At 54.1% G+C, this 22,510-nt stretch carries 19 protein-coding genes and 1 pseudogene; 2 read left to right on the forward strand and 18 right to left on the reverse strand.

Annotation, left to right across the window (positions count from 1 at the left end; all coding sequences use genetic code 11):
* Window positions 1-64: 64 nt before the first annotated feature.
* The 11 genes and pseudogenes from deoC to lepA form a co-directional block, all read right to left on the reverse strand.
* Window positions 65-730, reverse strand: a complete 666-nt coding sequence (gene deoC, locus ACI7RC_RS05430; RefSeq protein ID WP_408107260.1) for a deoxyribose-phosphate aldolase — start codon at window positions 728-730, stop codon at window positions 65-67.
* 81 nt (window positions 731-811) lie between these two features.
* Window positions 812-1,165: pseudogene (locus ACI7RC_RS05435) on the reverse strand (NUDIX hydrolase); the annotation flags it as partial.
* The gene (gene mtaB / locus ACI7RC_RS05440) at window positions 1,162-2,520 is read right to left on the reverse strand and encodes a tRNA (N(6)-L-threonylcarbamoyladenosine(37)-C(2))-methylthiotransferase MtaB (protein WP_408107207.1); all 1,359 of its coding nucleotides are present in this window, start codon (window positions 2,518-2,520) and stop codon (window positions 1,162-1,164) included. The pseudogene ACI7RC_RS05435 and the gene mtaB, both read right to left, overlap by 4 nt.
* Window positions 2,513-3,283, reverse strand: coding sequence for a 16S rRNA (uracil(1498)-N(3))-methyltransferase (locus tag ACI7RC_RS05445; protein ID WP_408107208.1), 771 nt, complete (start codon window positions 3,281-3,283; stop codon window positions 2,513-2,515). The genes mtaB and ACI7RC_RS05445 overlap by 8 nt, the downstream gene beginning before the upstream one ends.
* Before the next feature lie 19 nt (window positions 3,284-3,302).
* A complete protein-coding gene (gene prmA, locus ACI7RC_RS05450; protein ID WP_408107209.1) occupies window positions 3,303-4,238 on the reverse strand; it encodes a 50S ribosomal protein L11 methyltransferase in 936 nt (311 codons plus the stop codon).
* A gap of 38 nt (window positions 4,239-4,276) precedes the next feature.
* Entirely contained in the window at window positions 4,277-5,410 is a 1,134-nt protein-coding gene (gene dnaJ, locus ACI7RC_RS05455; RefSeq protein WP_408107210.1) for a molecular chaperone DnaJ, read from the reverse strand.
* Between the two features lie 141 nt (window positions 5,411-5,551).
* Window positions 5,552-7,396, reverse strand: a complete 1,845-nt coding sequence (gene dnaK, locus ACI7RC_RS05460) for a molecular chaperone DnaK (protein WP_408107211.1) — start codon at window positions 7,394-7,396, stop codon at window positions 5,552-5,554.
* A gap of 113 nt (window positions 7,397-7,509) precedes the next feature.
* The gene (grpE, locus tag ACI7RC_RS05465) at window positions 7,510-8,097 is read right to left on the reverse strand and encodes a nucleotide exchange factor GrpE (protein ID WP_408107212.1); all 588 of its coding nucleotides are present in this window, start codon (window positions 8,095-8,097) and stop codon (window positions 7,510-7,512) included.
* Window positions 8,098-8,135: 38 nt separating this feature from the next.
* Complete coding sequence (gene hrcA, locus ACI7RC_RS05470; RefSeq protein WP_408107213.1) at window positions 8,136-9,167, reverse strand: heat-inducible transcriptional repressor HrcA; 1,032 nt, start codon at window positions 9,165-9,167, stop codon at window positions 8,136-8,138.
* A gap of 274 nt (window positions 9,168-9,441) precedes the next feature.
* Complete coding sequence (gene hemW / locus ACI7RC_RS05475) at window positions 9,442-10,587, reverse strand: radical SAM family heme chaperone HemW (protein WP_408107214.1); 1,146 nt, start codon at window positions 10,585-10,587, stop codon at window positions 9,442-9,444.
* Window positions 10,588-10,770: 183 nt separating this feature from the next.
* Window positions 10,771-12,588: a translation elongation factor 4 gene (gene lepA / locus ACI7RC_RS05480; RefSeq protein WP_408107215.1), complete on the reverse strand. Its 1,818-nt coding sequence runs from the start codon at window positions 12,586-12,588 to the stop codon at window positions 10,771-10,773.
* A 348-nt stretch (window positions 12,589-12,936) separates the two neighbouring features.
* Between lepA and cyoE the strand changes: the two genes are divergently transcribed.
* Entirely contained in the window at window positions 12,937-13,854 is a 918-nt protein-coding gene (cyoE, locus tag ACI7RC_RS05485; protein WP_408107216.1) for a heme o synthase, read from the forward strand.
* A gap of 72 nt (window positions 13,855-13,926) precedes the next feature.
* Here cyoE and ACI7RC_RS05490 read toward each other — a convergent pair whose 3' ends face one another.
* From ACI7RC_RS05490 to ACI7RC_RS05505, 4 genes are all read right to left on the reverse strand, one after another.
* Entirely contained in the window at window positions 13,927-14,469 is a 543-nt protein-coding gene (locus tag ACI7RC_RS05490; protein ID WP_408107261.1) for a cupin domain-containing protein, read from the reverse strand.
* Between the two features lie 87 nt (window positions 14,470-14,556).
* A complete protein-coding gene (locus tag ACI7RC_RS05495; RefSeq protein ID WP_408107217.1) occupies window positions 14,557-15,783 on the reverse strand; it encodes a branched-chain amino acid ABC transporter substrate-binding protein in 1,227 nt (408 codons plus the stop codon).
* Window positions 15,784-15,862: 79 nt separating this feature from the next.
* On the reverse strand, window positions 15,863-16,639 hold the full coding sequence (locus ACI7RC_RS05500; RefSeq protein ID WP_408107218.1) for an alpha/beta hydrolase family protein: 777 nt from the start codon (window positions 16,637-16,639) through the stop codon (window positions 15,863-15,865).
* Between the two features lie 13 nt (window positions 16,640-16,652).
* Entirely contained in the window at window positions 16,653-17,981 is a 1,329-nt protein-coding gene (locus ACI7RC_RS05505; RefSeq protein ID WP_408107219.1) for a serine hydroxymethyltransferase, read from the reverse strand.
* Window positions 17,982-18,611: 630 nt separating this feature from the next.
* Between ACI7RC_RS05505 and ACI7RC_RS05510 the strand changes: the two genes are divergently transcribed.
* Window positions 18,612-19,103, forward strand: coding sequence for a hypothetical protein (locus ACI7RC_RS05510; protein ID WP_408107220.1), 492 nt, complete (start codon window positions 18,612-18,614; stop codon window positions 19,101-19,103).
* Window positions 19,104-19,781: 678 nt separating this feature from the next.
* Here the strand turns inward: ACI7RC_RS05510 and murQ are convergent.
* Genes murQ through ACI7RC_RS05525 form a run of 3 tightly spaced genes read right to left on the reverse strand, consistent with a single transcriptional unit; the run spans window position 19,782 to window position 22,487 of the window.
* Complete coding sequence (gene murQ / locus ACI7RC_RS05515; RefSeq protein ID WP_408107221.1) at window positions 19,782-20,696, reverse strand: N-acetylmuramic acid 6-phosphate etherase; 915 nt, start codon at window positions 20,694-20,696, stop codon at window positions 19,782-19,784.
* A 5-nt stretch (window positions 20,697-20,701) separates the two neighbouring features.
* Complete coding sequence (locus ACI7RC_RS05520) at window positions 20,702-21,676, reverse strand: N-acetylglucosamine kinase (RefSeq protein ID WP_408107222.1); 975 nt, start codon at window positions 21,674-21,676, stop codon at window positions 20,702-20,704.
* Window positions 21,663-22,487 carry a carbohydrate ABC transporter permease gene (locus ACI7RC_RS05525; protein WP_408107223.1) on the reverse strand — a complete coding sequence of 275 codons (825 nt, stop codon included), beginning with the start codon at window positions 22,485-22,487 and terminating at the stop codon, window positions 21,663-21,665. The genes ACI7RC_RS05520 and ACI7RC_RS05525 overlap by 14 nt, the downstream gene beginning before the upstream one ends.
* Between the last annotated feature and the right edge of the window lie 23 nt (window positions 22,488-22,510).

A 22,510-nucleotide genomic window follows, 5' to 3' on the forward strand; every position in this document is an offset into this window, starting at 1 on the left:
TTCTGATTCAGAAGACGACGAGGAACCCGGCTGTGATCAGCCGAGGTCCTCGTCACGATATAAGTCAGTATCCGCTGCCGGAAGCCGTTTCTCCTTTGCAAATCGCAACGCCTGAACTGGCCCCGATGCGGGTGGCGCCCGCTTCGATCATGGCCAGCGCGCCAGCGCGGTCACGGACCCCTCCGGAAGCTTTTACGCCGATGTCAGGTCCGACCGTCTTGCGCATCAGGGCAATGTCTTCCACAGTTGCCCCGCCGGTGGAAAAACCGGTTGACGTCTTGACGTAGTGGGCACCTGCCTCCACGCTGAGCTTGCAGGCGTTCACTTTCTCTTCCTCGCTCAAAAGGCAGGTTTCGAGGATAACTTTCACCAGTGCGCCATCTGCCGCTGCGACGACGGCAGCCACGTCCCGTTTAACCAGTTCGTAGTCGCCCGATTTGAGCGCCCCGATGTTTAGCACCATGTCAACTTCTGTGGCGCCGTTGGCGACGGCATCGCGGGTCTCGGCCGCCTTTGCCTCGGGTGTAGTCGCTCCGAGCGGGAAGCCGATGACCGTACATACCTTAACATCTGTTCCTGCCAGTTTCGCAGCCGAACGTTTTACCCATGTCGGGTTGACACACACGGAGGCGAAACCGTATTCTTTCGCTTCCGCACATAGTTGATCGATCATCTCCGCCGTCGCCTCCGGCTTCAGCAGCGTGTGGTCAATGTACTTGTTCAGTTGCAGCATCTCAGACACCTCGATTCCTAACTGGCGCAGCGCCGAACGGACTACGCTGTCGTTGTTGCCGTAGCCTTGCTCCCGTTGGCGCCGCCACGCTTCCTCTGGCCCGAGCCAATGGACAGCGCTGATCTCCTCTTCCTGGGCAGCAAGCGCCTCGGTAACGGCTTCGACAAGGTAGTAGTGGACTTCCTTGTCGATTTTAGCGCGGCTGGCGGGGTGAACGTACTGGTAGACCACCGTCTCCAGATGGCCGGCCAGCCTTCCGCGCACTCCCGTCTCCTCCGCGATTTCACGCAGGGCAGTCTCCTCCAGCGTCTCGCCGGGTTCTTGCTTTCCCTTCGCCAAGGTCCATTTGCCGAATCGGTCCTCGATCATCATCAGCCAGACCTGACCGTTTTGTTTGCGGTAGACAACTCCGCCAGCCGAGATTTCCTTCATACCACTTTTTCCTTGATCAAAGGGAGTTTGCTGTCGTCCAAAACGCGGACGAACGTTCCGTGGCAGTACTCGGTTCCCGGTTCGTCGAGGCGGACCTTGCACACTTTGCCGATCATCTCGGGGGTTCCCGGGAAGACGACGTTCAGGTAGTTATCGGAATACCCCATCAAGAGGCCGCTTTCCGGGTCTTCCTTAAACGGACGCTCCGGTATGACTTCCAGTACGTCGCCGACAAATTGCTTCGCGTATTGGACGGTCAGCTCTGTGTTCAACTCCAGCAGCCGATCGACGCGCTCTTTTTTGATCTCGTCCGGAATCTGATCGGTCATCCGGGCTGCCGGAGTTCCCGTCCGCATCGAGTACGGGAAGACGTGCAGCTCGGCAAACCCGATTTCTTTGATAAAGTCATAGGTGTTTTGAAACTGTTCATCCGTCTCGCCCGGGAAGCCGACGATCACGTCCGTCGTCAGCGCCACGCCCGGAAGCGCCTCCCGCACTTTTACCATGCGCTCGCGGAACTCGGCAGTGGTGTACTTGCGGCGCATCCGCTTCAGCACCTCGTCGTCACCCGCTTGCAGCGGCACGTGCAGATGGCGGCAAACCTTGTCGGAGCCATCGATGACGGCGATCACTTCATCTGTAATCTGGCTTGCCTCGATCGAGCTGATGCGAATTCGCTTCAGTCCCTCTACCTGGTGCAGGTCTACGAGCAGCTTTGCCAGATTGTAGTTGTCCAGATCCTCGCCGTACCCGCCGGTGTGAATTCCCGTCAGGACGATCTCCAGATACCCGGCTTGAACCAGTTTTTGCGCCTGCTCGATGACGCTCTCCGGCTTACGGGACCTCATCAGTCCGCGGGCCCATGGGATGATGCAGAATGTGCAGAAGTTGTTGCAGCCTTCTTGAATTTTCAGGGAAGCGCGCGTCCGGTCGGTAAACGACGGCACGTCCAGCTCTTCAAATTCACGCGCTTTCATGATGTTGCCCACCGCGTTAATCGGCTGTCTCTCCCGACGGATTTGCTCCACGTATTCTACCAATTTTTCCCTTCCCTGTGTTCCGACGATAATATCGACACCGGGAATTTCCGCGATTTCGTTTGGGGATGTTTGCGCATAGCAGCCGGTTACGGCAATAATGGCCTCAGGATTGTGGCGTATCGCCCGCCGGATCACTTGGCGGCTCTTCTTGTCACCCGTGTTGGTCACGGTGCAGGTGTTGATCACGTAGACGTCAGCCGAATCCGCTTCAAAGTCGGCGCGCTGGTAGCCGTTTGACTGGAACAACTGCCAAATCGCTTCCGTTTCATAACTGTTTACCTTGCAACCCAATGTGTAGAAAGCAACGCTAGCCATTGCTCTCCCTCCTTTCGCCGTTTATCTGTTCAAAGTGGTAGGATACCGCGGCAAGCACGTACTGACTGGCCGTTTCGGTCCGCAGGATGCGCGGGCCAAGCGAGACGGCCACAGCACCGGCCGCTGTCGCCTGGGCCGCTTCCTCTGCCGAGAAGCCGCCTTCCGGACCGATCAGCACGAGCAGGGAATCCCCCGGCCGAAGGCTGCCCAACACATCGTGCAGACCAAATCCGCTCGCCTGTTCATAGGCAATCGCACAGGCCGTGTAACGCGGTATCTCCTCTATCGTCTGCTGAAAAGACCGCGCCGGCATGACTGCAGGCAGTCTCGTCCGGTGCGACTGCTCTGCCGCTTCCTTGACGATCTTCTGCCAGCGCTCCCGTTTTTTTGGTTCCTTTTTCTCATCCAGCTTGGCGACAGCCCGTTCCGATGAAAACGGGAAAAAGGCGGACGCTCCAAGCTCCGTCCCCTTCTGTAGAATCCATTCCCACTTGTCGCCCTTTGGCAACCCCTGCGCAATCGTCACGTCAATCGGCAATTCGCGCTGTTCGTCCAGCCACTCGACGATCTCAGCCTGCACCTGATTGCTGCCGGCGTCCAACTGAGAAAGCCGCGCCCTGACTGTGCGCGACTGCCCATCACTGACCACAATTTCTTGCCCTGTACGACTTCGCATCACCTTGACGATATGGTGGACATCATCGCCCGTAATCGTCACGCAATGGCCTGAGATTTGATGAGGTTCGACAAAGTAACGCTGCATGAGTTGTAACCCCACTATTCTACCTTTTTTTTGCGATAATTGCTACCCAGTCGTCCATGTAAATCGTTTCAATTACTTCCAGTCCCGTCTGCTCAAGCTGCTGTTTGACGTCGGCCTCCCTGGCCCCGATGATCCCGGAAGCGATAAACGTGCCGTTCGGGGTGAGCACACCAGCCACATCGTCCGTGCAGCGAATGATCACTTCCGCCAAAATGTTGGCGACGACCAGCTCCGCCGGTTCGGACACGTTGTCGAGCAGGTTGTTCTGTTTGACCGTGACGATGCCGCCTGTTTTGTTGATCTTGACGTTCTCCTGGGCCGAACGGACAGCCACTTCGTCCAAGTCAAAGGCAAGTACCTTGGATGCGCCCAATTTGGCGGCGGCAATACTGAGGATGCCGGTGCCTGTGCCGACATCGTACACCCTGTCTCCCGGCTGCAGATACTTCTCCAGCGAACGGATGCACAAGACGGTGGTAGGGTGTGTACCCGTGCCGAACGCCATTCCCGGATCCATCTCGATCACCAGTTCGTCGCCCGCTGGCAAATACTCCTCCCAGATCGGCGTGATCGCGATCCGCTCGGAGACTTTGATCGGCTTGTAGTACTTTTTCCAGGCTGAGGCCCATTCGTCTTCGTGAATCTCCGTCAGCGTCACCGTTCCTTTTCCCAGGTCGAGACCGTACAGCAGCAGCTGGTTGAGCTGGTTTTTAATCTCTTCCACCGTCTCGCCAAGGTAACTGTTGACGGGCATATACCCTTTTACGTATACCCCTTCTGTCGGGAAATCGTCCGGGGAGAGCTGGTAGATCTCACCGTACGGCGTATCCCAGTCGCGAAACAACACTTCCGGGTCTTCGATCACAACCCCGTTGGCACCTGCTTCGTGCAAAATATTGGATACTGCCTCGACCGCCTCTGCGGTCGTATGGATACAGATTTCGGACCATAACATGAAACTCCCACTCTCCCCTTGCATCTCTTTGCACGAAGTCACTCACCGCGAAAGGCTCGTTTCACCTTGTCAAAAAAACTCTCGTCATTGTGCGGTACTTCCTGCGGTACGCCGCCGCTGATATCGGCAAACTCGCGCAGCAGTTCCTTTTGCTTCTCGGACAGTTTGGTCGGCGTTACGACCCGCACCTTTACGTGCTGGTCGCCGCGTCCGCTGCCGCGCAGATGCGGCACGCCCTTGCCCCTCAGCCGGAAGTACGTCTCTGTCTGCGTGCCGGCCGGAATCTTCAGCTTGACCCTGCCGTCCACCGTCGGCACCTCAATCTCATCTCCCAGCGCCGCTTGGGCAAAATTGATCGGCATCTCGCAGTAGATATCGTTTCCTTCCCGTTCGAAGAACTCATGGGCTTTAACCCGCAGTACTACATACAAATCCCCGGGCGGTCCGCCGTTTACTCCCGGTTCGCCTTCTCCCGCTACGCGGAGCTGGGCACCGTCGTCCACACCGGCAGGAATGTTGAGGTGGATTTTCCGCCGCACTTTGACCCGGCCCGTACCGCGGCAATGGGCGCACTTTTCCTTCACCACTTTGCCTTTTCCGCCGCAGGTCTGACAGACGCGCCGGTTGACGATCCGCCCAAACGGGGTGTTCGCCACCACTTCCTGCTGCCCCGTCCCGTTACACGTCTGACAGGTCTCCACGCCCGTTCCCGGTTTTGCCCCTGTGCCGTGGCAAGTGCCGCATTCGTCCTCTTTGGGGATCTCGATCTCTGCTTCCTTACCGAAGATCGCTTCTTTAAAGTCGATCTTCAGCGCGAACTGCAGGTCGGCCCCTTTCCGCGGCGCATTGGGATTGGCGCGGCGCCCGCCGCCGAAAAACATATCGAATATATCGCCAAATCCGCCCATGTCAGAGGCGTCAAATCCGCCAAAGCCGCCGCCGCCAAAGCCCTGGGTCGGATCCTGGTGCCCAAACCGGTCGTAATTTGCTTTCTTTTGCGGATCGGACAATACGTCGTACGCTTCTTTTACTTCTTTAAACTTTTCCTCCGCATCCGGCTCTTTGTTGACATCGGGGTGGTACTGGCGGGCCAACTTCCGGTAGGCCTTCTTGACTTCCTCCGGACCGGCATCCTTCCCCAGGCCTAGCACCTCATAGTAATCCCGCTTCATCGATAAAATCACTCCCGTATCGAAACAAATCAAAAGTAACTATATCACGTCGATGGCTATGCTTCAATGATAGGATTCACCAGCGAAAAAAGTCAAAGTCAAGCAAACCCTGACTTTGACTTTTTACCTGCTGTATTCCGCTTATTTTTTGTCGTCTACAACTTCGTAATCAGCGTCGACCACATTGTCTTTCTTGGGTTCGCTGCCGCCTGCCGCATCCGCGCCGCCGGCGTTTTGTGCAGCTTGTGCGGCCTGTGCAGCCTGTTCGTACAGCTTCACCGAAAGCTGCTGAACGATTTGCGAGAGTTCCTCTTTCGCGCTCTTGATTTCCTCGATGTTGCCGCCTTCGAGCGCTTTCTTCACTTTTTCCTTCGCTTCATTGGCCTTGTCGATTTCCGCTTGGTCGACCTTGCCTTCCAGATCTTTCAGCGTCTTTTCGGTCGTGAAGACGAGTTGATCGGCTTCGTTGCGGACCTCTACCTCTTCCTTGCGTTTCTTGTCGGCTTCGGCGTTGAGTTCCGCTTCTTTTACCATGCGATCGATCTCGTCATCCGACAGCCCGGAGTTGGACGTGATCGTAATCCGCTGTTCCTTGCCGGTGCCAAGATCCTTCGCCCGCACGTTGACAATCCCGTTGGCGTCGATGTCAAAGCTGACCTCGATCTGCGGGATGCCGCGCGGCGCCGGAGGAATATCGGACAACTGGAAGCGGCCGAGTGTTTTATTGTCTGCCGCCATCTGTCTTTCCCCTTGCAGGACGTGAATCTCTACTGCAGTCTGGTTGTCGGCTGCTGTGGAGAAGACCTGGGACTTGCTGGTCGGGATGGTCGTATTGCGGTCAATCAGCTTGGTGAATACGCCGCCCAACGTCTCAATCCCGAGCGAAAGCGGGGTGACGTCAAGCAGTACCACGTCTTTGACATCGCCGGTGAGCACGCCAGCCTGAACAGCTGCACCCAGGGCTACTACCTCGTCCGGGTTGACTCCTTTATGCGGTTCCTTGCCGATAAACTTCTTGATCGCTTCCTGTACGGCCGGGATGCGCGTCGAGCCGCCCACCAGAATCACACGGTCGATTTGGCTCGGGGACAAGCCGGCGTCTTGCAGGGCTTGACGGGTAGGTCCCATCGTCCGCTCTACCAGATGTGCGGTGAGTTCTTCAAATTTGGCACGGGTCAGGTTCAGCTCCAGGTGTTTCGGACCGCTGGCATCGGCCGTGATGAACGGCAGCGAAATGGTCGTGGTCAGCATGCCGGACAAGTCTTTCTTCGCCTTCTCCGCCGCGTCTTTCAAACGCTGCATCGCCATGCGGTCTTTGGACAGGTCGATTCCGTGTTCCTTCTTGAATTCGCTGACCAAATAATCGATGACCACCTGGTCGAAGTCGTCTCCGCCCAGCTTGTTGTCGCCGGATGTAGCTTTTACTTCGAAGAAGCCTTCCGACAGCTCGAGGATAGAGACGTCAAACGTACCGCCGCCGAGGTCGTACACGAGCACGGTGTGGTCCTCGGACTTTTCGATCCCGTATGCGAGCGCGGCAGCAGTCGGCTCGTTGACGATCCGCAGCACTTCCAGCCCGGCGATTTTTCCGGCGTCCTTGGTAGCCTGGCGCTGGCTGTCGTTGAAGTAGGCCGGTACGGTGATGACCGCTTGTGTGACCGGTTGGCCGAGGTACGCTTCCGCATCGGATTTCAGCTTTTGCAGAATCATCGCGGAGATCTCCTGCGGCGTGTACTCTTTGCCTTCCAGCGTTTCTTTATGGTTGGTTCCCATCCAGCGCTTGATCGAGATCACGGTGTTGTCAGGGTTGGTAATCGCTTGCCGCTTTGCAGCTTCGCCGACGATCCGCTCGCCATTTTTGAAAGCGACGACGGACGGGGTCGTGCGGTTGCCTTCCGGGTTAGGGATGACGACAGGTTCGCCGCCTTCCATGATAGCTACACAAGAGTTGGTTGTTCCTAAGTCAATACCGATTACACGACTCATATCTTCATTTCCTCCTTCAAAAGTTCAAACCGTTGCTTGTAAAACCAGGTCCCGTGCCGAGCTCAATTTTGCCGCGGCCCAGGCAAGGCAAAAGGTACAATGCCTGGCCGGGTCTACGCGTTTACTTTTACCATTGCGGGACGAATGACCCTGTCTTTGAACAGATAGCCTTTCTGCAGTTCTTCCACGATGACTCCCGATTCGAACGCAGGGTCTTCCACCTGCATGACGGCCTGGTGGACGTTGAGATCGAACGGCTTGCCGACCGACTCAATCGGGGACAGCCCTTCTTTCTCCAACATCTGCACCATCTGGCGGTAAATCATGTTTACTCCCTCTAATAGGGTATCCACCGTCAGCGTTTCTTTATCGACGGAAAGCGCGCGCTCGAAGTTGTCCAGCGCTGGCAGCATGGCCTCTACCAGGTTGATGGAAGCGTATTTCGCCAGGTCTTCCTGTTCCTTGCGCATGCGGCGGCGCATATTGTCCATATCGGCCATGGCCCGCAGCAGCCGGTTTTGGTTTTCTTCAGCCAGTGCTTTGTAGCGTGCAAGTTCGTCGGCCAGATCTGTCTGTTCCGCCGCATTTTCAGCGGTGTCGGCAGTTTCGGCAGCCTGGTTGGCTTCTTCTGCTTGTACGTCTGCCTTCTCCTCGGCATTTTGCGTCTCTTGGGTTTCTACTGTCGATTCTTTTTCAGCCACGATCGTACCTCCTATGTAAGCGGGCAATCGCCCGCTTTTTACTTTCCTTCAAACTGATCGGTCAAGATTTTGCTCAACCCGACAGCCAGGTAGTCGAGAACCGTAAACACCTTTCCGTACTCCATCCGCGTAGGACCGAGTATCCCCACCATGCCGACGGGCTTCCCATCCAGGTAGTAGGGGGTCGTAATGATCGTACACTGCTTGACAGCATCAACGATATTCTCCTGGCCAATGCGGATCTGCGTACCTGCGTGGACCTCGCCAAACAATTGAATCAGTTGATCATTTCGCTCCAAGAGCTCCAGTATATCCTTCACCTTTTCCACGTCCCGAAACTCGGGCTGAGCCATGATCTTCGTCGCTCCGCTGAGGAAAACGCGATCCGTCGGTTCATGTTTGAACGTCCCTTCTATGATGTGCAGCATTTCCTCATACTGTTCCACATTGCGCCGCATCTCTAGCGCGATTTCCTCGTACAGGCGGCGGCGGAGCTGCCACAGCGGCACGTCGATCAGCTTGCTGTTGAGAATGTTCACCAGCTTCTCAATCTCCGAAGCGGATATTCCGTGGGGCAGGTCTATCAATTTATTTTCTACGTGCCCTGTATTCGTCACGATGATCGCTACCGCTTGGGAATCATGAAGCGGAATGATCTGTACGTGTTTCAAGCGGTGCTCGAATATCTCCGGCCCAAGTACAACCGCCGTGTAGTTGGTCAACTGCGACAGAATCCCCGCCGTCTCTTCGATCACGCGTTCGACGTGGCTGATTTGTTCCGTAAACAGCAGCTTCAGCTTGCCCATCTCTTCGCCGGTCAGCATCTGCTGCTTTACCAGGTGATCCACATAAAAACGGTATCCCTTGGTCGATGGCACTCGCCCCGCAGAGGTATGGGGCTGCTCAAGATATCCCAACTCTTCCAGATCGGCCATTTCATTGCGGATTGTGGCGGAACTGAATCCGATGTCTTCGCGTTTTGAAATCGTCCGGGAGCCAACCGGTTCGGCGGAGCTAATGTAGTTATCCACAATCGCATTCAAAATCAAGCGTTGTCGGTCAGACAGCATGCTGTTACGCCCCCTTTTGATGAAAACGTTCCAACGCTCACAAACAACAATTCTCGGAAGCGGCCGCCAAGGCAACGGCACACCAAGAGCGTATCCGGGTGACCGCTTCGGACAACAATTTTGCCCCCCGATGATAGATGAGAGGGGTATACGGTCTTGACCGTTTGTTAGCACTCCTAGCGATCGAGTGCTAAATATACTATATAAATTATCAGCAGATTGCGTGTTTGTCAACTTCTTCAAGCAGGGAAATGTATCGCTTCCGGGCCTGCTGTCAGTCGCGCAGGAAGCGGGCGAACACCTCGTTGCCGAGCGGCAGGGCGCGCTCGCTCAGACGCAGATGGCTGGCTGTCCCCTCCAGCATGCCTTTGGCCAATTCTTCTGCTACGATGCTTCCGAACTCCGCTTCAATCGTCCGTCCAAAACGGGCGGCAAAACGCTCCTTGTCAACCCCTTCGCGCAGCCGCAAACCCAAAATCATCTGATCCTCCATCGCTTCGCTTTCGCTCACGGCAAACTCCTCTACGCGCGGCAGTCCCTCATGGGCCATCCGGGTGTAGATAGCCAATGGACCGGCGTTGACGTGCCGCCAGCCGTCCGCGTACCCGTGTGCTCCTGCCCCGATCCCGTAGTAGTCGTTATTGAGCCAGTAGGTTTTGTTGTGCCGGCTTTCCTTTCCCGGTCTGGCGAAATTGCTGATCTCGTACATGTGCAGGCCGCTCTTTTCCAGCGTATCGATCAGAGTGAGGTACATTTCCAGTTCCACTTCTTCTGTCGGCAGAGGGAGCTGGTCTTTTTGATATAAGGTATGAAACAGCGTATTTTCCTCCACCTTTAAGCTGTAGGCGGAGAGATGGGAGAGCGGCAGAGCCAGAGCTTTGCCCAGCGATTCGCGAAACCTCTCCAGGTTCTGGTCCGGCAAGCCGAACATCAGGTCGATGGAAAGGTTGTCAAAGCCTGCCCGCACGGCGTTTTCCAGACTGGCGTAGACATCGCTGACGTCGTGGATCCGGCCGAGCCGCGCGAGCAGATGCTCGTCAAACGACTGGACGCCGAAGCTGAGCCGGTTTACCCCGAAGGAACGCATCAGGGACAGCTTGTCGTAATCGGTCGTTCCGGGGTTGGCTTCCATGCTCCACTCGTAGCCTGGGGCCAGCCGATCGCCCAGGTGTTCCTGGACGATCTCCAAAAACGCTTGCATCTGTCTTTGGTCCAGGAAGGTAGGCGTACCGCCGCCGACGAAGATCGTCTCGATCTCCTCCGCCGGCGTGCGGGCAAATGTCAGCTCCATCTCCGCCCGCAAGGCTTCCAGATAATCCCAGATGAGCTGCGGATTGTTGGTCACAAATGAGTTAAAGTCGCAGTAGTAGCACTTGTTAGTGCAGAACGGGATGTGAATGTAAACCGACTTGGGGGGCATTTCACTCCCCTCCTTTCCGTTTAGAAAAACTTGGCTTATCGCCAAGTCAAATAGCGAAAACCTACGTTTTTCTTACACTTTCATCATGTAACGCGTTAGCGAAATTTAACTTTCCGAAAGTATAAACAAAAACAGACGTACAAAGACCTGACGCCGTTTCGTTCGCCAGGTCGTACACCAATCCTATTTTTTCTCGTCCATGCGCAGGACAGCCATGAAGGCTTCTTGCGGCACTTCTACCGAACCGACTGCTTTCATCCGCTTTTTCCCTTCTTTTTGCTTTTCGAGGAGTTTGCGCTTCCGGCTGATGTCCCCGCCGTAACACTTGGCGAGCACGTTTTTGCGCATCGCGCTGATCGTCTCGCGAGCCACGATCTTTTGGCCGATCGCCGCCTGGATAGGCACTTCAAACTGCTGGCGCGGAATCAGTTCCTTCAATTTCTCGCAGATGATCTTGCCGCGTCCGTATGCGCTGTCTTTATGCACGATAAAGGACAAGGCGTCCACAACCTCGCCATTCAGCAGAATGTCCATTTTCACCAGCTTCGACGGCTTGTAACCCTTCATCTCGTAATCAAAGGAAGCGTAGCCCTTGGTCCCCGACTTCAGCAGGTCGAAGAAGTCGTACACGATCTCCGACAGCGGGATGTCGTACTTCAGTTGAACGCGGTTTTCACCCAGGTACTGCATGTCCAGGAACTCTCCCCGCTTTCCCTGGCAGAGCTGCATGACGTCGCCTACGTAGTCCTTGGGCACCATCACGGTAGCCGTCACATACGGCTCTTCGATTTGCTCGATCTTTTGCACGGGCGGCATCTTCGACGGATTGTCGATTTCCAGCGTTTCCCCGTTCGTCTGGGTGACGCGGTAGATTACGCTGGGAGCGGTCGTGATCAGGTCGATATTGAACTCCCTCTCGATCCGCTCCTGGATGATCTCCATGTGCAAAAGTCCCAAAAAGCCGCAGCGGAAGCCAAAGCCGAGCGCTTGCGACGTCTCCGGTTCGAACTGGAGCGAGGCATCGTTCAACTGCAGTTTTTCCAGCGCCTCGCGCAGATCGTTGTACTCGCTCGTGTCGATCGGATAAAGTCCGCAGAAGACCATCGGGTTGATCTTCCGGTAACCGGGCAGCGGTTCGGCTGCCGGCCGGCTCGCATCGGTAATCGTATCGCCGACGCGGGTGTCGCCGACCGTCTTGATCGACGCGGCGACGTAGCCGACATCCCCCACCGTCAATTCTTCTACAGGCGTCTGGCGCGGCGTCGAGGTGCCCACTTCCGTGACCTCGAATGTCTTGTTCGTCGCCATCATCTTGATCTTCATGCCCTTGCGCATGGTTCCGTTGACGATCCGCACAGAAGCGATGACGCCGCGGTAAGGGTCGAAGTAGGAGTCGAAGATCAGCGCCTGCAGCGGGGCATCGGGATCGCCCTCCGGAGCGGGCACCTTCGTCACCACCGCTTCCAGCACGTCCTCGATGCCAATGCCGGCCTTGGCCGAGGTCAGGCAGGCGTCACTGGCGTCCAGGCCGATCACATCCTCTACCTCCTGCTTGACGCGTTCCGGCTCTGCACTGGGCAGGTCGATTTTATTGATGATCGGGATGATCTCCAGATTGTTGTCCAGCGCCAGGTAGACGTTGGCCAGGGTCTGCGCTTCAATCCCTTGTGCTGCGTCGACCACCAGCAGCGCGCCTTCACAGGCTGCCAGGCTTCGGGAGACTTCATAGGTAAAATCGACGTGTCCCGGCGTGTCGATCAGGTGCAGGATGTACTCCTGCCCGTCTTTTGCTTTGTATTGCAAACGCACGGCATTCAATTTGATCGTAATCCCGCGCTCTCGCTCCAAATCCATCGAATCAAGAAACTGCGCCTCCATCTCGCGTGACGAGAGAGCTCCGGTCAACTCCAAAATCCGGTCGGCCAATGTTGACTTCCCATGGTCGATGTGGGCTATGATAGAGAAGTTGCGAATGTGTTTTTGTCTTTCTCGGCGATCCATATGTCTATTCCCTCCCACACGATGTGGACAATTAGCTTTTGCAAAAAATGCACTAAGATCGATTATAACAAAGCGAAAAAATGACAGCAATATAAGCTTCAAGATCGGAAACCGGTCGTTGAAAATTTTGGTGCCAACCCAAGGTCTTGTTCGGAAAATGTTGAACAAATGAAAATGTTCTTGCTATGGGGACATGAACATCTTTTGCAGCGCGGTAGAATGGGAAAGCAAGTGCTGTTGGTCTATGATTTGATGGAAATTGACAAGCATACCACAGAGAATTAACATACCATATAGTATATAAATTCAATGCAGGATGAAAATGGTCATTAGGGGAAGAGGGGAATAATGCGGACGGAAGAAAACCTTACTACACAGAAACAGAGTTTGTCAAAAATATTGTCGCAAACGATAAAAACAGGGATTATCAAATCAAACCTGATTCCAATGTTTGCAGGATTGACATTGGCATTATATACATATCAAATCGGCCTTTTTGAAAAGTTTTCAGAAATGGTATTCGCCTTGATTGGTTCGATTTTGGTAATAGGTGCAGCAGGGGCTTTTAATAACATGTACGACCGAGATATAGATTCCCTTATGGAACGAACCAAAAACAGACCGACTGTGACAGGCGAAATCAAGCCCAAAACAGTATTGTGGCTTGGCATCTTCATGTCTGTCTTCGGTATAGCGGCGCTTGCATTCGCAACTCCTCTAGCGGCATTCCTAGGGTTTCTAGGTTTGTTTTTTTATGTTGTTCCCTATACGATGTGGAGCAAGAGAAGAACGATTTACAATACGGAGATCGGAAGTATTTCCGGAGCAATGCCGCCTCTCATAGGATGGGCTGCCATTCATCCTGACATCACACATCCCGCCATTCTCGGCCTTTTTGTGATTACAGTCATTTGGCAAATGCCGCATTTCTATGCCATAGCGATTCGGAAGCACGACGAGTACAAGGCTGCAAAGGTTCCTATGCTCCCAGTGGTCAAAGGTGTGAAAAGAACATATATACAAACGAACATCTATTTGATCATGTTAATTGCAATCAGTTTTCTTTTTGGATCTTTAAGCCTTGGCCTTATGTTCGTAGCCCTGCTTTTAAGTGTTTCATGGCTTATGTTAAGTATTTTCGGTTATAAACAGATGGATTCGGAGAAATGGGCAAAATCCATGTTTGTATACTCCCTGTTTCACATGACGGTCTTATTTTCGACGGTCATTATCTATTCGCTTATGGGCGTAATTTTTCACTTATAGTAAATGGATCTTTAAAAAAAGCGAAAGGAGCCGGACGTGCAAACCTGCTGCACGCAGACTCCTTCGCCTTGCTTAAAACGAGGGGGGAGTGACCACCCAGATGCTCACACAATCCGTATCCCCGATGTTCTTGTAATGGTGGGGAAGCGACGCATCATAGTAGATCGCATCCCCTGCTTCCAGCGTATACGTCTTCTGGCCAACGGTGTAGAGCAGCCTGCCGGTAATGATAAAACCGATCTCCTCTCCAGAGTGGGCGTGCGATTTTTTGCCCGATGCCGCACCCGGTTTCAGGGTGAGCAGCATCGCTTCCAGCGCTTTGTTCCGCGACGGGGAGAGCAATTCATAAAGGATCGATTCGTCTTTTGCCCTGATCATCGCAACCCGCTCGTCCTTTCTGACGACGGCGACTTCTTCTTTTTCTTCATGCAGCAGGTCGACGAACGAAATCGAGAGGGCATCGACGATCTTTCGGAGCGACTCGATTGTCGGACTGTTGATATTGCGCTCTACATTGCTCAAATACCCGGTGGACAAGCCTGTTTTTTTGGCCAACTCGGACAGGGTCATCCGCTGCCCCTGCCGAATCTCCTTCAATTTTGCTCCAAGATCCATTACCACGGTACTTCATCCTTTGGTCTGGTTTCAACTTCATCTTCGATCCCTATTTTATCAGAATGGTGGAATTTTTTACCGCTCTTTTTATTCAGCTTTGCCGACGAAGACCGATTTGTCCTTGTCATATCTGTAGATAAAAACATCGGAATACTTGTTGTCGCCCTTCTCGTCAAAGGTAACAGTAGTAAACTGCCCTTTGAAGTCCTTCGTCTGGTGCACGGCTTCCAGCACCTGTTCCCGTGTCGGCTTTTTCCCGCCATTTGCCTTGATCGCTTCCTTAAGACCGTTCAACAGCACGTTCATCGCGTCAAAGCCGTAGACAGAGATCGATTCCGGCTTTTTGCCCAGCGTTTTTTCATACTCCGCCACCCACTCTTTGCCCTCCGCCGTCTGTGTCACGTCTCCGGCTACCGAGGTAAAGACGACCCCTTCCGCCGCCGGGCCGGCGATCTTGATCATCTCGGCGGAGTCTATCCCGTCACCGCCCATGAACACGCCTTGAAAGCCTTTTTCGCGGGCCTGCTTGACCAGGACGCCTCCTTCCGGGTAAATCCCGCCAAAATAGAGCAGATCGGGACTTTTGGCGACCACCTGATTGATCACCGCACTGTAGTCCTTTTCACCTTGGGTGACGCCTTCGTAACCGAGCACCTCTACCCCCAGTTCACTAAATGCCTTCTTTACCTCGTCGGCGATCCCCTGTCCGTAAGCCGATTTGTCGTGAATGAGAAAGGCGGTTTTCACACCCAGTTGATTTTTGGCGTACCTGGCTCCGCTGGGCCCTTGCGAATCGTCACGGGCACAGATGCGGTGGACGACCTTTTTCCCCTCTTCCGTCAGCTGCACGCTGGAAGCAGTAGGCGCAATCATAACCAGATTGGCCGAATCGTACTTGACCGAAGAGGCGATCGTGACACCCGAATTGTAGTGGCCGATGACCCCCAGCACATCCGGGTTGGAGACGAGCAGCTCCGCATTCGCCACCCCCTGTTTTGCGTCGGCCTGATCGTCCTGGGGAAACAGCTGCAGATCAAACCCCAATTCCTGAAACTCCTTTTTCTTCAGATTCAGCGCAAATTCCGCCCCCGACTTGATGGCATCTCCAAGCGCAGCCTGCGGTCCGGACAGCGGACTTTGCGTCGCAATGAGAATTTTTTCGCCGCTTGCGGACGGGCTTTCGCTCTTTTCACTTGCTTGCGGGGGCTTTTCCGGAGAACCTCCGCCGGCGTTATTTGCAGCGCTTCCGCATCCTGCAAGCATCAGTGCCGCTGAAAGGGTGGCTGCAGCGAAAACCGCGATTTTCTTCCTCATAAACGACCAACTCCTTTTTAGTTGTTTAAATTTTCAGATAAATTACAAAACGAGAAAATTGCCCCTAAACGTCCTTGCCTCATTTTTTTAAAATTTCACACGACCAATCAAGCGTTTGCCGGATAAGCAGCGACTCGCTGTGAAAACTGTCGAAGAGGTGACCTGCAGCAGGATGTGAAAGCAGCCGGCTTTGCGGATGGCGAAACACCTGCGCATAGGACAAGCCATTTGCAAACAAGACATCCCTGTCACCTTCGCCGTGAATGACCAGAACGGGTTCGGGAAAACAGCTGATGCTGTCTACGGGGTGCAGCGAGGGAAGTTCCTGGATAAAAGCCGGGCCGATGATTTCCCCTTCAAATTCAACCGGATCGCCGCGAAGTCCCTGGCTTATCCGCTCTTCCCCCAACAAATGCGTAAAATTTTCCAAGGGGTCAGAGACGGGCGCCCATAAAACGAGACACGTTACGGGAATGGGCGAGGCGGGCGCAGCCAGGGAGGCGACACATCCTCCCAGACTGTATCCGATCAGCCCAAGCTCCTGCACGCGATACTCTTTCAGCCCTGCCATATGCGTGATCGCATCGATCAGGTCATTACATTCACCGGTGATCGTTACCTCGGGAAAATCCCCCTCGGAATCACCAGAGCCAGTGTAGTCAAACCGAAAGCAGGCGATTCCCTGACGGGTCAAGGCTCTCGCCATTTTGACGAACAGCCGGTGGGGGGCAGACTTGACGCCCAAAAACCCGTGGGCAAAGACGACAGCCGGCCCTGCTGAAACTGTGTCAGGAAGATGGAGCACGCCGATCATCCGCTGCCCCTGTCTGTTTTCGATCGCGATAGGTGTTTCCATCTGGATCCCCCGTTCAGAAACAGTAATGAACCTGCTGGAATGATTTTCGCAGCGTCACAACATCCCGCTTGATCTCTTCTTTAGACCGTCGGCCAAATACAGCATCTGCCGTCCACTCTGCGATAAGCTTCATTTCATCCGGTTTCATGCCCCATCGGGTGACTTCCTGTACCCCGATGCGGATGCCGTTGTTGTCACGTGCCGCTTTTTCGCCGGGCAGTTCAATGCCGCTGAATAAAATCCCGGATGGCTCCACATCCCGCGCCACTTTCCCGCCGCCGCCAAACGGACGGGCGTCAATCGCCACGTGATGAGTCTGTGTGTATTCGGCAACCGGCTGCAGAACCGGCAGGCCGTTGTCCGCCAGATGGGCCGCCAGCAACTGGGCGTTTTTGATGCAATCTTTCGCATACGCCTGGCCGAACTCGGCGGTTTCCGCCAGTGAAATCGCCAGCGAACAGATCCGGTTGGCGTCGTAGTTGGCCACAAATCCCGGGTAGGTGACGCGGTCGATGCGCCGGGCGACCTCCGGATTTTTCGTTACGATCAGTCCTCCGGGAGGCCCGCCCAGGCTTTTATACGTGGACATCGTCATGACATCTGCCCCTTCTTCCAGCGGCAGCTGGTACTCCCGACCGGCGATTAATCCGGATAAGTGGGCCGCGTCATACAACAGAATGGCGCCCTGTTTCTGGCAGATTTCCTTCATCTCCCTCACGGGGTAGCGGGTCAGGGCCAGACTGCCGCCGACGATGACCAGTTTTGGCTTCACTTCCTTCACCTTGGCGGCAAACGCTGTCACGTCGACCGTCATGTTGGCCGCATCGTAGGGTATCTCTTGAATGTCAAGCTGCATATGTCCCGCCACCCCAACCTGGTGATGGCTGGCATGTCCCCCTGCCCATTCCGGCAGCACCATGATCGATTCACCCGGCTTAACATACGAGAAAATCACCGCTGCATTGGCCAGCGTGCCGGAAAACAGGCGAAATTCGCCGTGAATAGAGCCAAAGACGCGGTTGATCAGCTCGTACATGATGACTTCTACCTTCTCTGTGTGAGCAAGGCCGGTCTGGTATTTGTTTCCGGGATGTCCCATGCTGGGCAGGCTTCCGATCTGGGAGGACAGAGCAGCCTCTGCCGCCGGACTCATCACATTGGTGCCGGCATACAGCTGCAGGCTGTTTTGACTGATCTCCTCGGAAAATCGACGGATGCTGTGCTGTACCTCCTGGACGTAGTCCTGATTGGAGAACCCGTGAATGGTTTGCTGAATCTGATCCGAGTGTGCTCTGGAGCCTTCCTCCATCCAAAAAAAACGATTCGACAATGCTGTATCCAATAGACTCACCCCTTTACTAAAATGAAAATAAATTTACTATACTATAATTAATACAACACCTTTCGGTAGTAATCAACAAAATTTTCAGAAATCATTGAATATATCTCATGACATAAGAAAAACGCGGGGAATCCCACGTTTTTGAGTTTGGCTATGATGGTCCGAGTAAGCAGAGAAAAATGGGCTCGCTTCGTACGTGGCACACCAGCGAGGAAGCTGTACTGCCCGCTGTTATGGTTACCACTCAACTATTTTCTCCGTTAGTTGAACAACATTCAATGTTTATTACAAATAGTCATCGGCAAAAAACTTTTTGGTACTGAATAAAATTTGTAGGTATTTGTTTGATAAACATTAACAATAGGATAGAAATCTACAATATCGGAAAAGGAGGAAAAAGGACCAAGCAAAGACAAAGATGATATTCACCTATCCCGATAATTTCACATAAATTAGTTTAGAAGTAGGGGTCTATATCCTGTATTACATTTTTAATTTTTTGGAGGAATCATTAATCAACTTGACGATAAGATGTGCAAAAGTCTAAAGGTTTAATCTCACCACCATGAATGGAAAGAGGACTATCTCCAATAGGCCCACTACCTGCCTTTAAGCAATGGAGGTATTTGTATGATTAATTTCTATTCTTTTCAGGGGACCGTTACAATGATAAGTGATTTCATTACAGGACAAAATGGCGAAGGGGAAGGCTGTTATAAATTAATATCTGTAGATAACGGTTTAGGAGCATCAGTTAATTTCGTAGTATCACCTACAACTTACTTTGTAGACCATGTAATGGTGGCAATAGGCGATCGCGTAACTGGATATTATGATGGCAATGCGCCTGTTCCTTTTATTTACCCTCCACAATATCGAGCACTTGTCATGGTAAAATATAGCTCATTTCAGAATGTAAAAGTAGATTATTTTAATAGTCAGATGGTGAGTAGTGACGGGCAATTACAATTAAATATTTCTCCAAATACCCAAATCGTGTTAACAAATGGGCAACCCTTTTCTAGAGACCCCGTGAACCGAGATCTAATTGTTATCTATGGACCTGCCACAAATAGTATCCCCGCCCAAACCATACCATATAGAATAATAGTTTTGTGTTAGAAGTATTCTAATTTGCTTTTTGCCATTCTACTAGGTAGAAAAAAACTCGTACATTTTGGGCGAGTTTTTTGTGCTGGAATCAGAAAACTTTATCCCCAACTAACTGCGTTACATTTATATATGGTGGACCCTATCGGGATCGAACCGACGACCACTACATTGCCAGTGTGGGGAGGGGGATGAGAGAAAAGGAAAAAGTGTGACCGTCCGATTTCAGCGCCAACGAATAGGCGTCTCCCGCTGTGATCGACACTACATCTGTGAGTCCGGCTGGTACGTCACCTGCTGACGAAGCCAATTCGCCGATGCAGTTCGCAGCGGGAGATTCAGACGCCGTGCTCCTCCACTCGATGTATTCCTTCGAACGTCAACTCGTTCGCTCCGTCCGCGCGGGACGAACCCTTCAGGGGTTCTCTCCTGCCCTACCTCATCGTTGCCAGCGATGCGCTCTCCCAGTTGGGCTATGGCATCTTCCTCATCCTCATTCTGCGCTATACCACATTCTCTGTAATTAAAAATCGCAACATTAATTGCGCATAACTGCCCGTTTGCTTAATCCCCCACTTCGGTCTATAACTTTATTTTCAGAGTCTAATACTTTATTTTTCGTGTCTAATACATTATTTTCAGTGAACAGCCGTCTGCACTACAAAAAACGGCACGTCGATCAAAAAGGAATCACCCCATCTTCGCCCACATCTCCAGCGCCTGTCGGACGTTTCCGCCGGTATGCAGCAGGAGCTGGCTGGCTTCCGATCTGCCAAGGCCGGTCTTGTGCATGACGATGGCCGCGCGGGCGTCTCCGGCGGCGGCATCTGTGAGCTTCTCCGCCTCGCGGTAGCTAAGCCCGGTGACGTCCATCACGATGCGCTTGACCCGCTCCCTGAGCTTTCCGTTGGTCGCCTGGACGTTTACCATCAAGTTGCCGTACACTTTGCCCAATTTGATCATCGCGGCGGTCGTCAGCATGTTAAGCACCATCTTTTGCGCCGTGCCTGCCTTTAACCGGGTCGAACCCGCAACCACTTCCGGACCCACGACGACATTGATGCTGGCATCGACTTCGTGATCGATCAGCGAGCCGCTGTTGCAGGAAAGCGAGATGGTTACAGCTTGTCTTGCTTTCGCTTCCGTCAATGCGCCGATCACATACGGCGTCCGGCCGCTGGCAGCGATCCCGACGACAACGTCACCTGCCCGCACGCCGCATTTGCGTACGTCTTCCTGCCCAAGTCCCTGGCTGTCTTCTGCTCCTTCGACTGACCTGACCAATGCTGACGGGCCGCCGGCGATGACTCCGGTGACGAGCGACGGGTCGGTGCCGAAGGTAGGCGGACACTCTGCGGCGTCAAGCACGCCCAACCGGCCGCTCGTGCCGGCGCCGAAGTAGAAGAGCCGGCCGCCGTTCTTGAGCGAAGCCACAATCAACTCGGCAGCCTTTGCCACATCCTCCAGCACCTCTTCCACGGCAGCAGCCACCTTTTTATCTTCTTCATTCATCAGCTTTACGATTTGCGGTATAGACAGGTTGTCCAGATCCCGCGTCTGCTCGTTCTTCATCTCTGTCGTCAGTTCCCGCAGCTTTTCCAGCATATCCTTCATCCTTTCCCGTGCTTGGGCCAACTGCACATGATGCGTTCTTTGCGCGCCTCGTCAACCGCCAGCCCGCGGCTCTTCAGCGCAAGCACAAGCGCCCCCGCCACCGGCGGAACGGACGGCGAAACGACGGCAGCCATGGTCGACAGCCGCGCTTTCACCTGCCGCTGCAGCGGGTTGCCCGAGGCGAGCAGCCCGCCGGCGAGGACAACCGGCAGCGGCTCCGCCAGTTTTGCCAGGCAGGTCGAAGCCAGTTCCACCAGCGCTTCCGCCGCCTGCTCGACCAGTCTGCACGCCGTCTCGTCCCCTTGTTCCGCCGCTGCCAGCAGCACGCGGCTTAATTCGCTGATCTGTTTCCGCTGATTTTCCGCACTGTATACCAGGTGAATCAACTGGCTGGGATCGCTTGCGCCGTAGTGGCGAAGCAGCAGCTCTGTCAGCAGAGTCTTCGGGCCCCTTCCATCGTAGTGGCGCAAGCAGGCGATCAGGGCATCCCTGCCTAGGGAAAACCCGCTTCCTTCGTCGCCCAAAAGATAGCCCCACCCTCCGACTCGGCAGCGTTTTTCATCCCGTGACACACCGTACGCGATCGATCCGGTGCCGGCGATCAGGACGACCCCCGGCTCCCCCCAGGTACCCGCGTACAGCGCTGTCGCCGCGTCGTTGTCCAGCACCAGCTTGCCGCCGAACTCCCCGCCAAAAGCAGAGGCAATCAGCTCCTTCACCTCGTCGCGATCGGCACCAGCAAGGCCGAATACGATCGCCTCCACCTCATCCTTCTGTCTGCCGGACGTCAGCAGCAGCCCTTCGATCAGCTGCCGCAGCGTCTGCTCGACATGCGACCAAGGGCGGGAAAGCGGGTTGGAGGCGTCCGAAGTAGCGGCAGCCAGGATCTCTCCCTTTGCCGTACAGAGGGCTGCCGTCGTCTTCGTCCCGCCGCCGTCAATTCCAATCCATACACCGTTACTTGACTGCACCTGCGGTCAGTCCTTCCATAAATTGTTTAGATGCCAGCAAGAAGACGATGATCATCGGCAGCGCGGACAGAGTCAAACCGGCGAACAGCATGCTCCAGTCGGTTTCGTATTCTCCGAACAGGCTGAGCATGCCGGCCGGGATCGTCTTCTTGATGTCTTCTTGAATAAAGATCAGCGGGAAAAAGAAGTCGTTCCACGCTTGAATAAAGTTAATGATCATCACCGTACCCAATGCCGGTCGGATCAATGGCAGCAGCACCCGCCAAAAGACCTGAAAGTCGTTGCAGCCGTCAATTCGGGCCGCCTCTTCCAACTGTACGGGCAGCGTGCGAAAAAAACCGGTCAGGATGAACACGGAAATCGGGATGCCTCCCGCTGTGTTGATGAGGATCAGTGACAACAGGGAGTTTAACAGCCCCAACTGTTTCATCAGCAGGAACAGCGGAACGATCCCCAGCTTGATCGGAATCATCAAGCCGATCAGAAAGAAAAAGTAGAGCAGCCCGTTCCACTTGAAGGAAAATCTCGCAAGGTAAAAGGCCGCCAACGCAGAGAACAGCAAAATGAGCAGGACGGAAACGACGCTGACGAACACGCTGTTCCAGAAAAAATCGGCAAACGGCACGGATTCCCACAAGCTCACATATGACTCAATGCCGAACGAAGCCGGCAGGCTGAGCGGAGCCGCAAGGATTTCCTCATTCGTCTTAAACGATGAGACGATCATCAAAAAGATCGGATAGATCGCAATCAACCCAAACAAATAAGCGAAGAGGTACTGCAGAGACCTCGCCCCGACGCTTGTTTTCACTTTTGTCCCTCCTTTTCACCGTG

This window comes from Brevibacillus sp. B_LB10_24 (assembly GCF_046036945.1).
GTDB lineage: Bacteria > Bacillota > Bacilli > Brevibacillales > Brevibacillaceae > Brevibacillus_C.